The sequence below is a fragment of the Pseudomonas sp. MF06569 genome, assembly GCF_059862735.1.
This window is the reverse complement of sequence record NZ_JCBCUZ010000038.1, coordinates 20,319-33,884: the sequence shown is the minus strand read 5'-3', so window position 1 is coordinate 33,884 and position 13,566 is coordinate 20,319. Positions and strand designations below refer to the sequence as shown.

At 58.6% G+C, this 13,566-nt stretch carries 12 protein-coding genes; 2 read left to right on the top strand and 10 right to left on the bottom strand.

Annotation, left to right across the window (positions count from 1 at the left end):
* Positions 1-198: 198 nt before the first annotated feature.
* From AC19YQ_RS23055 to AC19YQ_RS23030, 6 genes are all read right to left on the bottom strand, one after another.
* Entirely contained in the window at positions 199-1,416 is a 1,218-nt protein-coding gene (locus AC19YQ_RS23055) for an amino acid deaminase (protein WP_500596031.1), read from the bottom strand.
* Between the two features lie 17 nt (positions 1,417-1,433).
* Positions 1,434-1,823, bottom strand: a complete 390-nt coding sequence (locus AC19YQ_RS23050; protein WP_133076790.1) for a RidA family protein — start codon at positions 1,821-1,823, stop codon at positions 1,434-1,436.
* A gap of 73 nt (positions 1,824-1,896) precedes the next feature.
* Positions 1,897-4,149 (bottom strand): ATP-dependent DNA helicase, encoded by a 2,253-nt coding sequence (locus AC19YQ_RS23045; protein WP_500596030.1) that lies wholly within the window; start codon positions 4,147-4,149, stop codon positions 1,897-1,899.
* Positions 4,146-5,795, bottom strand: a complete 1,650-nt coding sequence (locus AC19YQ_RS23040) for a VRR-NUC domain-containing protein (protein WP_500596029.1) — start codon at positions 5,793-5,795, stop codon at positions 4,146-4,148. Before AC19YQ_RS23040 ends, AC19YQ_RS23045 begins: the two co-directional genes overlap by 4 nt.
* Before the next feature lie 151 nt (positions 5,796-5,946).
* Positions 5,947-7,407 carry a hypothetical protein gene (locus tag AC19YQ_RS23035; protein ID WP_500596028.1) on the bottom strand — a complete coding sequence of 487 codons (1,461 nt, stop codon included), beginning with the start codon at positions 7,405-7,407 and terminating at the stop codon, positions 5,947-5,949.
* A 298-nt stretch (positions 7,408-7,705) separates the two neighbouring features.
* Positions 7,706-8,728: a zinc-dependent alcohol dehydrogenase family protein gene (locus tag AC19YQ_RS23030; protein ID WP_219262261.1), complete on the bottom strand. Its 1,023-nt coding sequence runs from the start codon at positions 8,726-8,728 to the stop codon at positions 7,706-7,708.
* A gap of 277 nt (positions 8,729-9,005) precedes the next feature.
* On the opposite strand from AC19YQ_RS23030, the gene AC19YQ_RS23025 reads away from it, so the two are divergent.
* Positions 9,006-9,920: a LysR substrate-binding domain-containing protein gene (locus AC19YQ_RS23025; protein WP_133076794.1), complete on the top strand. Its 915-nt coding sequence runs from the start codon at positions 9,006-9,008 to the stop codon at positions 9,918-9,920.
* A 172-nt stretch (positions 9,921-10,092) separates the two neighbouring features.
* On the opposite strand, the gene AC19YQ_RS23020 is transcribed toward AC19YQ_RS23025, so the two are convergent.
* A complete protein-coding gene (locus AC19YQ_RS23020; protein WP_133076795.1) occupies positions 10,093-10,272 on the bottom strand; it encodes a CsbD family protein in 180 nt (59 codons plus the stop codon).
* Between the two features lie 255 nt (positions 10,273-10,527).
* Between AC19YQ_RS23020 and AC19YQ_RS23015 the strand changes: the two genes are divergently transcribed.
* Complete coding sequence (locus tag AC19YQ_RS23015; RefSeq protein ID WP_133076796.1) at positions 10,528-11,148, top strand: LysE family transporter; 621 nt, start codon at positions 10,528-10,530, stop codon at positions 11,146-11,148.
* Between the two features lie 34 nt (positions 11,149-11,182).
* Here AC19YQ_RS23015 and AC19YQ_RS23010 read toward each other — a convergent pair whose 3' ends face one another.
* The 3 genes from AC19YQ_RS23010 to AC19YQ_RS23000 all read right to left on the bottom strand — a co-directional run bounded on the left by AC19YQ_RS23010 (position 11,183) and on the right by AC19YQ_RS23000 (position 13,499).
* Positions 11,183-12,061: a LysR substrate-binding domain-containing protein gene (locus AC19YQ_RS23010; RefSeq protein WP_133076797.1), complete on the bottom strand. Its 879-nt coding sequence runs from the start codon at positions 12,059-12,061 to the stop codon at positions 11,183-11,185.
* Between the two features lie 329 nt (positions 12,062-12,390).
* Entirely contained in the window at positions 12,391-12,978 is a 588-nt protein-coding gene (locus tag AC19YQ_RS23005) for a peroxidase-related enzyme (RefSeq protein WP_133076798.1), read from the bottom strand.
* Positions 12,975-13,499: a CMD domain protein gene (locus AC19YQ_RS23000; protein ID WP_133076799.1), complete on the bottom strand. Its 525-nt coding sequence runs from the start codon at positions 13,497-13,499 to the stop codon at positions 12,975-12,977. Before AC19YQ_RS23000 ends, AC19YQ_RS23005 begins: the two co-directional genes overlap by 4 nt.
* Positions 13,500-13,566: the final 67 nt, after the last annotated feature.

Genomic DNA, 13,566 nt, shown 5'->3' with positions numbered 1-13,566 from the left:
TCAGAGTGAGAGGTGGATGGCGACTTGGCTCCCACTCGTGCTTTAAGCACCGCTGGCTTTCAGTCTGCCATCCACTGCTCTCACCCTTCTGAGTTTAAGAGACCTTGAAGACACAAGCTGGCTTGCCTGCGATGCTGGCGACTCGGTCTGACAGCAAGGCCAGGGCGATGCCATCGCGAGCAAGCCCGCTCCCACGGGTTAAAACTCTATGGCAAAGCGCTCAAGCACATTGAACTGCTCATCGACCACACAACCCGTGCGCCACTTGTCAAAAGTCAGGCAAGGATGGGAGGTGCCAAAGCTGATGATGTCGCCAACGCGCAACTGCGACCCCTCGGCAACGGTCATGAAGGCATGCTGGTCCATCACCGCCGTGACCTTGCACCCGCTGACATCATCGCCCACCACCGGTATCACACCTTCGCGATATCGCTTTAACGGCAGCGGCAAGCCCGCATCAAACGCCACGTCGCGCTTGCCCAGTGCAATCACCGCAAACCCCGGCTCGGGCAGCGATTGCACGTGAGCCCAGACTTCCAGCGCCGGGCGCAGGCCTTCGTGCAAGTCCTGACGTCGATCCAGTACGCAGCACTGAGCGTCCTTGTAGATGCCGTGGTCGTGAACCACGTAACTGCCCGGGCGCAGCACACTGAGAAAGCGCCCGCCAGCCGCCTCGGCCTCGAAGCCTTCAGCAATCAGGTCATACCAGGCCGAGCCCGAGGCGGTAATGATGGGTTGTTCCAGGGCAAATGCACCGTCGGCGTGCAGTCGCAGGGCCAGACGCACCAGTGAAGCCGCAAACTCGCGAATCCCGCTGACGGCCTGTTCTCCGTGAATGACCCCTTCATAGCCTTCGATGCCGGTCAGGGCCAACGATGGCTGCAACTTGATCGCCGCCGCCAGTTCCATGACTTGCTGTTCGGTACGGCAACCACAACGCCCGCCTGCCACGCCGTATTCAATCATCACGTTCAAGCGCTGCCCACGTTCGGCAAAGTAAGCGCCCAGGACCGCAACGTTGTCCGGATGGTCGACCATGCAGTGAAATTCGAATGCCGGGTCGGTCTGCAAGTCGGCAATCAACGCCATGTTGGCCCGGCCCACCAACTGGTTGGCCATCAGTACTCGACGTACACCCCCGGCATAAGCCGTACAGGTTTGTACCGCAGTGGCCAGGGTCAACCCCCAGGCGCCCTGCTCCAGCTGGCGACGAAACAGCGCCGGAGCCATGCTGGTTTTGCCGTGAGGTGCCAACACCGCGCCGCTGCGGGTGACAAAATCCTGCATCCAGCGAATGTTGTGCTCCAGCGCGTCACGGTGAATCACCAGTGCGGGCAGGCTCACGTCATGAACCAGGTGATCGCCGGGGCGGGCTGCGCCTTTGAGAATCGGCTGATTGTTCGACGTATTCGACACACTCAACTCCTCAAGTTTCAGCGCTTGGCTTTATAGGCGATGCAATCGATCTCGACCTTGCAATCGACCATCATCATGGCCTGCACACAGGCACGTGCCGGTGCATGTTCGCTTTTGAAGTACGACGCGAACACTTTGTTGAAACTCCAGAAGTCCCGCGGGTCCTGCAGCCATACGCCCGCGCGGACCACATCTTCGAGGCCATAACCGGCCTCTTCGAGGATGGCGACCAGGTTTTGCATGGTTTTGTGGGTCTGCTCGACAATCCCGCCGTTAATGATTTCACCGTTTTCCATGGCAACCTGGCCGGACACGTGCAGCCAGCCATCAGCCTCTACAGCGCGGGCGAAAGGCAAAGGCTGGCCGCCTGCGCCTACAGCGCCGGTACCGAAACGTTTGATGCTCATAAGGGGGAACTCCGGGGTCAAGTAAGGCGCTTCATGCGCCACAACCCCGGCAGTTTGCCATAACGTCAGGCCATCAACCCAATTGCCACCAGCGTGGCAAAAGTTGCTGCACCTTGGGCTCGGCAAAACGGTCATCAATCAGAAACAGCGTGCCCTGATCGCTCTGAGTACGGATTACCCGCCCGGCAGCCTGCACCACTTTCTGCACGCCGGGGTACAGGTAGGTGTAGTCATAACCGGCGCCAAACAGCGCCGCCATCCGCTGCTTGATCTGTTCATTGACGGGATTGAACTGCGCCAGCCCCAAGGTCGCGACAAAAGCACCGATCAACCGGGCGCCGGGCAAATCGATACCCTCGCCAAAGGCTCCACCCAGCACGGCAAAACCCACCCCCTGGCCCGACAGGGTGAACTGATCGAGGAACCCCTGGCGCGCCGCTTCATCCATGCGCCGCCCCTGGGACCACTGGGTAACGTGGGGATGGCGCTCTGCGAGCAATTGGGCAACCTGCTGCAGATAGTCGAAGCTGCTGAAAAACGCCAGGTAGTTGCCCGGGCGCTGCTCGAACTGACGGGCGATCAGTTCCACAATCGGTTCCAGCGAAGCCTGGCGATGAACAAATCGGGTCGATATCTGGCTGACAACATGCACGTTCAGTTGCTCTGCCTGAAACGGCGATTCGACATCCATCCACACCGTGTCAGCCGCCAGCCCCAGCAGGTTGGCGTAATAGGCCTGCGGGCTCAGGGTGGCCGAAAACAGCACATTGCTCTGTGCACTCGCCAGGCGCGGTCCGATAAAACCTGCGGGCACGATGTTGCGCAGGTTGAGCTGCGACACACGCCGCTTGCCTTCTGCACGCAGGCTGACATCGAACAGAAAATGCCCGTCGAACAGTTCGGCCACCCGATTGAACTGCAGGGCTTCAAAGTAAAAGCCCTGCAGGTTGCCGCTCAACCCTTGCGGGTGATCGTTCAGGTAGTCGCCGATGGCGGTGATACAGGCCGATAAGGCGGCCAGCCATTTTTCCGGAAGCTTGGGGTACACCTGATAGGCCCCCGCCTGTTCCTTATGCAGCGCATTCCATTCCCGGTTCAGGCGCTTGAAGGGTTTATCGAGGGCGGCCGGGGCCGAGTGACGCACGCTGTTCAAGGTCTGCTGGTCCAGACTTGCGCTGTACATCTGCCGCGCGCGTTCCACCAGATTGTGGGCTTCGTCTACCAGCGTCGCGACCCGCCACTGATTGGCCTGGGCCAGGCCATACAGCAATGCACTGAAATCGAAGTAATAGTTATAGTCCGCAACGACCACATCAGCCCAACGGGCCATTTCCTGGCTCAAGTAGTAAGGGCATACCTCATGGGCCAGCGCGACGCTGCGCAAAGTCTGCTGATCGAGGGGTGACTGGGCGACCGCCTCTAGGCGCGCAGCGGGCAAGCGATCATAAAACCCCCTGGCCAGAGGGCAGGAATCGCCATTGCAGGCGTTCTCGGGGTATTCGCAGGCCTTGTCCCGTGCGACCAGTTCCAGTACCCGCAACGGTACATTCTGCCCCTTGGGATAGAGCACTTGCGCCGCATCGAGGGCCAGCTTGCGCCCCGGGGTTTTGGCGGTCAAAAACAACAGTTTGTCGAGTTGCTGGCCAGGCATGGCCTTGAGCAGCGGAAACAGGGTGCCTATGGTTTTGCCAATCCCGGTCGGCGCCTGGGCCATCAGACAGCGCCCGGTACTGGCGGTCTTGTACACCGCCTCGGCCAGTGCCCGTTGCCCGGTGCGAAACTGCTCATGGGGAAAGGCCAGGTTGCGGGCACCCTTGTCCCGGGCCTCTCGATGGGCCATTTCCTGCTCAGCCCAGGCCAGGAACAACCCGCACTGCTGCTCGAAAAATTGCTGCAGATCGGCTGCCGACCAACACTCCTGAAGACGTGTTTCCTTTTCGCTGACAATGTCGAAATACACCAGTGCCAGATTGACCTGCGGCAATTGCAGGCTTTGGCACAACAACCAGCCGTAGACGCGGGCTTGTGCCCAGTGCAGCTGGCGGTGATTGGCCGCTATGGCGGCAAAATCGCCGCGATGGGTTTTCACCTCTTCCAGCACATTGGCCACGGGGTCATAGCCGTCAGCCCGGCCACGTACGGTCAACGCCCCGTACTGCCCCTCAAGACTCAACTCCGGCTGATACAACGCACTGCGCCGCGAAGCCACCGTACGGTGACCGGCAATCCCCTGCTGCGCCGTGGGTGAGGGCGTGAAGCGCAAGTCCAGATCGCCGACCTTGGCCGTGAACTCGCACAGGGCACGCACTGCAACGCGATAGCTCACCCCTGGGGCTCCTGCCATTGCACGTAGCACACGGTCACCGGCATCCCGTGCTCCTCGCAAAAGGCCAGCCAGCGCAGCTGGTTATCCTGCAGGCGATCACCGGGGCCTTTGACCTCGATCATGCGGTAGGTATTTTGCGCCACAAAAAACTGGATCAAGTCAGGCATGCCGGTGCGGTTGGCCTTGATATCCAGCAACAGACGCCGAAACCACAGCTTCAAATGCGCGGGGGGCAAGCACCGCAACGCGTCTTCGAGCAGTTCCTGGCTCAGGTAATTCCAGGCGATAAAGGACGTCTGTATCCCGAACTTGGTCGTGTAGGCGGCACGGATGGTGGCCAGGTAACGCCCGTCATCCAGTTGCGCGAGGCAATCCTCAAACAGGTCAGCCCTCTGCTGGTAGAAGTCATCTTCCAGTAAATCCGCCGGGCCACTCTGGTACGGGTGGAAAAACGCGCCCGGCAGGGGCGCAAAAATCGCCGGCCAGCACAGCAAACCGAACAGCCCGTTGATCAAGGTGTTTTCCACGTAATGCACGGGAGCCTCAGGGGTCTGCAGATGCACAACAACACTGAGTTCAACGCACGTGGCGTCGTCCCGTGGCAGGGTCAGATCAAGCCGGTCGGGGGCTTTGGGCCTGACAACCGCAAGCGCCGCCAACCCGAGTTTGCGCCGCAAGCGCGGGATAATGCGCAGCAGGTGCTGGTGTTCCGCGTCGGTCAGGGGGGCCTGCAGTGCGACGTCTGCCAGGCTCAGCGCCTGCTCGTAGTGCCCCTGACGCTCAAGCACGCGAATGCCGCGCTGTCGCGCTTCGGGGTGCTGGCTTTGCTGGTAAACCTGCAGCGCCCGGTTCAAGTCTTCCGTGCGCTCCAGATGCTGACCGATCTGAAACAGCAAACGCCCGCGCCGTCGCTGCAGCCAGCGGTTATCCACTCGATAGTCGAGTACCGGTTGCAGCACCTCGTCCACATCACCACTGACTTCAAATCGTTCGCGACAGGCATACAGGTGTAGATAGCCTTCAATATCGGCGCGGCAACGCAGCGCCCGTGACTCATGGCTGAAATCGACTTTTTCGTAGGTGAACAGCCCCAGGTCAGCCAATACCAGATCTGGCCAGCCCTGGCTGAGATTGCCGAAAAACATGAGCCGCAAACGATCGCACAGCGCCCTGTGGTTCAGGGTGTAAAGGGTGTCGACCAGGGCCGGATGCCACTGGGCCAGGCTCTGTTGCTGGGTGAAATCGGCAGACAACTCATCCAGCCACTCTGATTTCCTGGCCTTGGGCCGGGCAATATGTGCACTGAAGCGCGCCAGGATTTCCGGCTTTTGCAACACGTCAAACACCTCGACCAGGGCCAGAGGCGCCTGATCGTCCAGCCATCCCCCCGCCACCAGGGGCACTGCTGCCAGTGAAACTTCGCCGATTTCCGGATAGTTGAGCTTGCTGGCCCTGAAGTGAGCCCCCTTGCGCATCACCATGCGTACCCACAACGCTTGGGAGGGGCCGGGCAGCAGGGCAAAACCTGCGATAAAGCGCTGCTCCTCGACACTTAACAGATCGTCATAACGGGCGGCGATCCAGTCGAGCACATGCTGGAAGTTCTTCAGGTAATAAAACGGATCTTCGAGGGGATTGGAAATCACGGGCGCAACGGACCACTGGCTTTAGGTACTGGATATGCGTACAGATATCAGTTTGCCCAGTACTCTGGCAAATCCTATTGGATGAGTGGTGTGCAAGACGGGGCTCGTCAGAGAGGCTGGCGAGCCGTTGAACCTGGAGTGAAACGGCCTCTTAATCCGCAGGGACTGTATGCCCGGGCTTATTGCCGGGGTCATGGGCCCACAAGAGGGAAATCAGGGAATCGCAGTCTCTGAAGTCGATTTCTTGCATGTGATACAGCGCCTGCAAAGACGCAAGGGGAAGCCCGCTTATGGATTCAAGCCAGGTGACATCAACCTGTGACAGCGTGTTCTTGTCCCTCAATACCTGACGAAATTCGTGGATGAGATGCTTTTTTTCGGGGTAGTAATTGTGCAGGAAGTGTTCAAGGCCGCGGGCCTGATTCACAAAGGGCGAACACATCAGGCACCCCAACTGCTCTTCGCTGACACCGTGCAGTTCGCTCAGGTACTGAGTGGCGGCACCATGCAACTGATCCAGTTTTTCCGGCGTATCGAACACCGCCTCCAACTGCTTTATCAATTGGCCCTTGAATCGGTCATTGCACCTGTTTTCTATCGACGCGCGGCGCAAGTAAGCATCTGCTCCAACACTGTAATCCACACCCTGGCGGTAAGCCCCCCGCAAGCCGTGCACATGGGCAGCCACCAAAACCACAGCCGCTTGAGGCTCCTCGATATCCAGGTTTTTTACACGCCAGGGCCCCTCCACAAACATCAGCACCGGGGAGTGTAAAACGTCCATTTCCTGACACAGGCAATCAAAGACATTGATCACATTTATGTCACCGGGAACTTCGCCAGCGCAGGGGTCATTGCAGGGCGCCGCTGGCAGGCGCAATAACTGCCTGTAGTCGTCATCCAGCTTGCAGCACAGTTTGACCGCGCTGTCGAAACCCTGACGGTGCTGGTCAAAGGGGGCATGCCCCTGCAGCTGTGCAACCTGCTGAATCCACGTCACGTATTGCCCAAGGTGGGTGGGCGGGCGCCGGTCGATCAACGCATCCACCCTGCCCCCCCAATCGCAGGCTCGCCGATACAGCCTGGCCCGGCCCAACAGGTCGGCATAAAAGAATGTCGCCCGGGTATCGCCCTGGGTCAGGTGGCCCGACATCAATACCTGTGTTCGATTCATGTCCGAGGGCTGGCTCTCAAACGCAGCCTGCTTATGCAGCCTGGTAGCGCCCTGTTCATCCACCAACAGCAACTCCACGCGGCTGTCGTCATACATAAATAACTCGCTGCATTGGGCCTGAATGCGCTCCATCACATTGACCGTCATCCGCGGCTGGCGCAGTACCGCAATACGCAACATGAACGTGTCTGGCGAGCGCCCCGCAATACTGAGCTGCGCGGCGCGCAAAAAAGCCAGTGTGTAGGCGCACTCCTTGCCCCCCTCATGAACAACCATTACCCGGTAACGCCCAATGCGCTCCACGCCCCCTGCCGCCACTAACAAACGTTGAATCAACAGTTGCAATGCGATGCGCTCGGAGCGGCTGAAAAAACCCAGGAGTCGGTGCAGCACTTGTTGATAGACAGAGCTCATGGCTTGCTCATGAAAGTTATCCATGGGTAATTCCTCCAGATCGAGACACGCATTATCGGCAGCTCGATTTGACGCGCCCACACTTACCTCAACTCTTCAGTCCATCACAGACCGGGCGTACGTACGCACAGGAATGGCCCTACAGAAACCAGCTCAAACGAATACATAACGTAATATTTACAATGCTTATGAATAGATTTAAGGGCGTTATCTCGCTCACGCCATTGCCGGTGACAAGCCCAGATAGGTTTCTACAGGCGAAAAAAAACGCCCCGGGACGTGATGTCCAGGGGCGTTTTTGTACGCGGTTACCCGCGCGGCATCAGTCAGTCGTGAGCTGCAGTGCGACTCGTCCGCGGCACGGGCAATCGTCCATGTAGCGATGGGCTTCAACAAAGTGTTCAAAAGGGAACACCTTGATCTCCAGAGGAGTCAGGACCCCGTCAGCGGTCAACTGGTTGATGTCCCGCAGGGCGCGCTTCATGGCCTCCTCGTCCTGGGCAATGCCCAGTTCCGGCTTGCCGGTGAAGTTGCCGATGCAATGCACAAAAAACTTGATGTTCTTCTGAAAGCACGCGCAGCCCGGGAACCCCGTTTGATTGCCGCCTTGCAGGCCGTACAGCACCAGGCTGCCACGGGGCGCCAGAACGTCGCCCAGCACGGACATTTGCGGGCCGCCAAGGCCATCGAGCACCACGTCCACGCCTTTGTTGTCCGTGATCTTGTTGACCTGCATCAGCAGGTCCTGCTCTTCGGTGACAATCACCTTGTCGGCACCCAGGCTCAGCAGGCACTCGCGTTCTGCGGCATCCTTGGTCGCGGCAATGACCTTCAGGCCCAGGGCTTTGCCCAACTGCACAAACGATGGCCCCGCACAGTGGCTGGCATCGGTAATCAACACGGTTTGCCCCGGTTTGACCTGCGCCAGGTCCACATAGGCAAAGTAGGCAATCAACAACGGTGTGTAATGCACGCTGGCTTCAACCGCAGACAACACGTCCGGATAACGGGTCAGCGTTGAGCGCGGCATCAGAATCAGCTCGCCATACGTTGGATAGTCGTTGGCACTCTGGCCCGGGAAGCTGGCAACCTTGTCACCGATCGCCAGGTCATCCACACCGTCGCCGACGGCGGTGACGATGCCCGCCATTTCATGACCGATACCCGCAGGCAAACGGGCGTGGCTAGGGGCCAGGTTTTGCCGCCACAGCACGTCATACCAACTGATGCCAATCGCCTGGACACGGACCTGCACTTCGCCAGGCGCAGGCGCGGCGACGTCGTGCTCTTCGCACTTGAGCACCTCGGCCGGGCCAAACTTGTGAAAACGGATCGTGCGCGACATTACAAACCTCGCCTAATTAATCGCTAATACCACGGGACTTTATCCGGGCTTTGTGCGCAAGACTAACAGACAGCATTAATAGTCGACATGCCTGACATTGATCCGCAGACAGATTCAAAATGGATACAAGCCCTGCAAGCCCAGCAAAACCGCCGTAAATCCCCAAGAAAACACCCGCCCATCCGCCAGGAACAAAATCTACGGAGTGACGAAAAAACAATTTTGCCAGTAAGATCCGTTACCTCACTACCTGTTGAACCCCTGCGAAGCCTGCCTCATGAACCGTAACGACTTGCGTCGCGTCGATCTGAATTTGCTGATCGTCTTTGAAACCTTGATGCATGAACGCAGTGTGACCCGCGCAGCCGAGAAACTTTTTCTGGGCCAGCCGGCCATCAGCGCGGCCCTTTCACGCCTGCGCAACTTGTTCGATGACCCGCTGTTCGTGCGTACCGGTCGCAGCATGGAGCCCACCGCCCGGGCGATCGAGATCTTCGCCTTGCTGTCCCCGGCCCTGGACTCGATTTCCACCGCAGTGAGCAGAGCTTCAGAGTTCAACCCGGCAACCAGCACCTCGGTGTTTCGCATCGGCTTGTCGGACGATGTCGAGTTTGCCCTGCTGCCCCTGTTGCTCAAGCGTTTGCGCGCAGAAGCACCGGGCATCGTCTTGGTGGTACGACGCGTCAACTACATCCTGATGCCGCCCCTGCTGGCCTCTGGCGAAATATCAGTGGGTGTCAGCTACACCAGCGACCTGCCGGCCAACGCCAAGCGCAAGGTATTGCGACGCAGCCGCCCCAAACTGCTTCGGGCCGACACCATGCCCGGTGCACTGAGCCTGGACGACTTCTGTGAGCGACCCCATGCCCTGGTGTCATTCGCCGGAGACTTGAGCGGATTTATCGATACCGAACTGGAAAAAATGGGCCGCAAGCGCCACGTGGTCCTGGCCGTGCCCCAGTTCAATGGCCTGAGCACCCTGCTGGCGGGCACCGACATCATCGCCACCGTCCCCGACTACACCGCCGAAGCCCTGACGGCAGCAGGCGGCGTGCGGGCCGAAGACCCGCCACTGGACGTGCAAAGCTTTGAACTTCACATGGCCTGGCGCGGCGCCCAGGACAACGACCCTGGCGAGCGCTGGTTGCGGTCACGGATACAGATGTTTTTTGGGGATCCGGACAGTCTTTGACAGATCCCTCTGGAACCGCTCTGGAATGCCTGTTTCAGAGGGTTTAAAAGGCTCTTTTTGATCCACTGCCATCCGTAGAATTCTGCTGGATTCCCCCACTCCGGGGGCATATTTGGGGGCACGTCTGCCACTTAAAAAACGGCGTGCCCCCAAAAATGAACGTTGCCTAAAGCTACTTCTTGTCTACGGCGTCTTTGACCTTGCCAACCACTTGCTGGGCTTCACCTTTCTTTTCCTGGATCTTCCCTTCGACCTGCAGTTTCTCACTTCCTGTAGCCTTGCCCACACCTTGCTTCACATTACCGATTGCTTCGTTGGCCAGGCCTTTGATTTTGTCTGAAGTGCCACTCATGGAGTTTCTCCCGGTTAGAAATAGGTGTCCTGTCTGGACATAAAAATTGACTGGCGGTCGTGGGTGGGAGTTCCACTTTTATGAAGACCGCCCGTCACGTTCTCGGCAATGGTTTCAAACCAGCTCGCCACATCCAGAATTCAGGGGCTTGCCCCATTTATGGAAGACCGTTTTGCATGCTTGGCGATAACGTTCCAAGTGAGCGCAAATTAGACTTGAGGGAGTTAAGTCCATGCCGTGATCGAGGATTAGAGCGTGCAAGAAATTTTAAGCATCAACTGGCTGCTTTGGCTGTCGACCATGGCCCCGCTGACCCTGAGTGCAGGTCCTGGCAACTTGATGGTTGCAACCTCCGGTGCACAGAGCGGTGTACGGCGTTCAGTCCGGTTTATCGCAGGCCTGGACATCACGTATTTCCTGCTGGCGATGCTGGTCGGGCTAGGCCTTTACCACACGCTGATCAACAACCCGAGGCTGGTCTGGGTACTGCAGGTGCTGGGCAGCCTTTATATTCTGTGGCTCGGGGTGCGGCTGCTGGGTCGCCCGCTGAAGGCACCCGGCGACAACCCCATACACTTGCAGTTTCGAGATGGCATCGTCGTGCAGTTGGGCAATGTGCAAGGAATCGTGATGTTGCTGGTGATGTTTTCCACCTTCACGCCTTCTGGTGAGACAAGCAGCAGCGTCGTGTTGATCTTGAGTGCGGCCCTGATTTCGCTGAATTTCTGCTCGCACGTCATCTGGGTATCGATGGGGTCGACCGTGCAGAAACTGATCCAGGCGCGGCCCAGGCTGCTGGTGTTCCAGAACGTGGTGTTTGGGCTGATGCTGATCGCGGTAGCGTTCTGGATTTTCCTGCGCACGGTGTCGTTTTAAGCCGTCTCCATGCCCCCGCGGCCAGAGGTTGCTACTAAATGGCAGCCGTTTTGCTGTGCAATAGCTCAATCAGATAATCCACCACTTGATCGACGCGGCCTATGCCTTGCGTAGCCTGATTGCGCAGAAGCCAGATATCGGAGCTGTGCAGAGGGCGATCGGCCAGGACCTGGCGCAGGCCTGACTGGTGTGCCACATAGGTCGGCAGCACGGCAATGCCAAGACCCGCTTCCACAGCCTTGAGCTGGGCAGTGAGGTTGGGCGCGCGCATCCAGAGCGTCTGGTCGCGGCTCACCTCCTTGAGCCATTGCGCGAGCGGCATATAGGCCATGTCCTCAGTCCAGCCAATCAAGTGATGGTGTTTCAAGTCTTCAGGCGTTTCGGGCAGTCTGTTGGCAGCGGCATAACCTTCAGAACAAAAAAGACCCTGCATCAGGGTCCCGACCCGGCGCATGGTGAAGTTGCCGTTTTCAGGTCTGCGCAATCGGACAATGATGTCGCTGTGGCTTTGCGTGAGTTTTGAAGACACCGCCGTGTTGACGAAGTCGAAGCTGATACCGGGGTATTGATCCCGAAAATCCGCCAGCCCGGGAATGATCAGGTGCGTGCCCATCAGCTCCGGGCAATCGATAAGCACCTGCCCAGCCATTCGATTGCCTGGCTGCGACATCTGTCGCTCAATGAGCTTGAAACGCTCCTGCGTCTCTAGCGCCAGTGGAAGCAGTGCCCTGCCAGCTTGCGTCAGGAAGTAGCCGTTGGTCTTTTTCAAGAACAACACGGTACTGAGCGAATCTTCAAGTGCGGCGATCTTGCGCGACACCGTCGATGCCGAAACATTGAGCGAGTGTGCAGCCTCGGTCACGTTGTTCGACTTGGCGACGAAGATAAAGACTTTCAGATCATCCCAGTTCACGCTGACGAAGTACTCAACAATGGAAAATCGATCCCCACATGCTTCTGTGCGGAAGAATATGAGGTCACGTTAATTTTCTGTAAACCCGCCTGTCATTAAGCGCAAGGCTGCTCAAGTGTGGGAGCGGGCTTGCTCGCGATGGTTTTCAGAGCGCCGCATTGACTCAGTCAATACGCGTCATCGTTAACGACCATCGCGAGCAAGCCCGCTCCCACAGAGGCATAAATCGCTTATGTGAACAACATTGCTGTCATTAAGCGGGATTTTTTATGGCTTTGCCAGACTGCCCTTGAAGAGTCAGCCCATGGGTTTGTGGCAATGCTCAAGCACTAAGGCGCGCTAAACACCGGCTCACCCAGGTTCAACATCAGTCGATTGGCCCAGGCGAAAATCGAGATCGCGTGGATCAGGTCCAACACCTGTGCGTCGTCCAGCCCTTGGTCGCGAAGCGTTTGGATGTGACGGGCGCTGAGCGAAGATGGCTCCAGGGTCAGGTCAATGGCGAAGTGCACAATCGCCTTTTCCCTGTCTGTCGTACCCGCCGTTGCAGGGTCGGCAAACACCTCGCTGATCACGTCGTTGCGCTTGGCCAGTTGCTCGAACCGCTGAGCATGCACCGAGGCGCAGTACACGCATCGATTGACCCGCGACACGACGGTGCTCGCCAGTTCACGTTCGGCACGGGACAAACCGCCCGGTGCATACATGATGGCGTTGAATGCCTGGGAACGCTGGCGAAGGACCTCGGGGTGATGGGCCAGTGTCAGGTAGTAGTCCGATGTCAGGGCCTGGGGATGGCTCTCTTGCAACACGGCCACTTGCTCGTCCGTGGCGCTGCTCAAGTCGACAGTGGGTAGCCAGGCTTTCCATCCCAGTGTTTCGTTGGTGAATCCGTGGCTGCGAATAAGGTCGCTCATCTGGCGGCTCCCGCTGACAGTAACGCGTCGAGCCCGGCGGCCAGACGTACCTGATAGGACATGAAGGCAATCAGTTGCGCCAGCACGACGATTTCGGCAGTGCCCAGGCCTTCCTGTTGAAGCGCTTGCAAGGCCGCCTGATCACCGTGCACCGGAGACTCGATCAAGGTTTGGGTGAAGCGCAAAATTCCCCGCAGGCGCGCATCGCCGAGTGCTTCAATAGCCCCCGAATCGATGGCCGCCTGCACGGTGTTATCCGCGCCCAGCACGTGCAACTGCTCAAGGTAGTGTGCGGTCAACGTCCCGTGGGGTGTCAGGCGCGCGGCGTAGTAAGCCACCCACAGGCGCTCGGTCAGTGTCAGGTTGTTTTCAAGTGCCGGATCAAAAAACACATCGTGGCTGCCCTGTGTCGCCGAGGCGACCTTGCCCCGGGCATGGCGTACGGCGTGCAGATGGGTTCCGGGCTGGATGTGCAGCAGGCTGTCGAGCAAATCTGCAGCGGGTTCAACGGTTGAGGTCATGACACGTCCTTCAAGGCTATGGGGCGAGCGTTGCGCGCAGAGCCCTTGAGGCTCCGGCGCAAAACGG

Coding starts and splice junctions, on each gene's coding strand:
- AC19YQ_RS23035 (WP_500596028.1), bottom strand. CDS start 7,407: ATGGATAACTTTCATGAGCAAGCCATGAGCTCTGTCTATCAACAAGTG.
- AC19YQ_RS23025 (WP_133076794.1), top strand. CDS start 9,006: ATGAACCGTAACGACTTGCGTCGCGTCGATCTGAATTTGCTGATCGTC.
- AC19YQ_RS23000 (WP_133076799.1), bottom strand. CDS start 13,499: ATGACCTCAACCGTTGAACCCGCTGCAGATTTGCTCGACAGCCTGCTG.
- AC19YQ_RS23030 (WP_219262261.1), bottom strand. CDS start 8,728: ATGTCGCGCACGATCCGTTTTCACAAGTTTGGCCCGGCCGAGGTGCTC.
- AC19YQ_RS23005 (WP_133076798.1), bottom strand. CDS start 12,978: ATGAGCGACCTTATTCGCAGCCACGGATTCACCAACGAAACACTGGGA.
- AC19YQ_RS23020 (WP_133076795.1), bottom strand. CDS start 10,272: ATGAGTGGCACTTCAGACAAAATCAAAGGCCTGGCCAACGAAGCAATC.
- AC19YQ_RS23050 (WP_133076790.1), bottom strand. CDS start 1,823: ATGAGCATCAAACGTTTCGGTACCGGCGCTGTAGGCGCAGGCGGCCAG.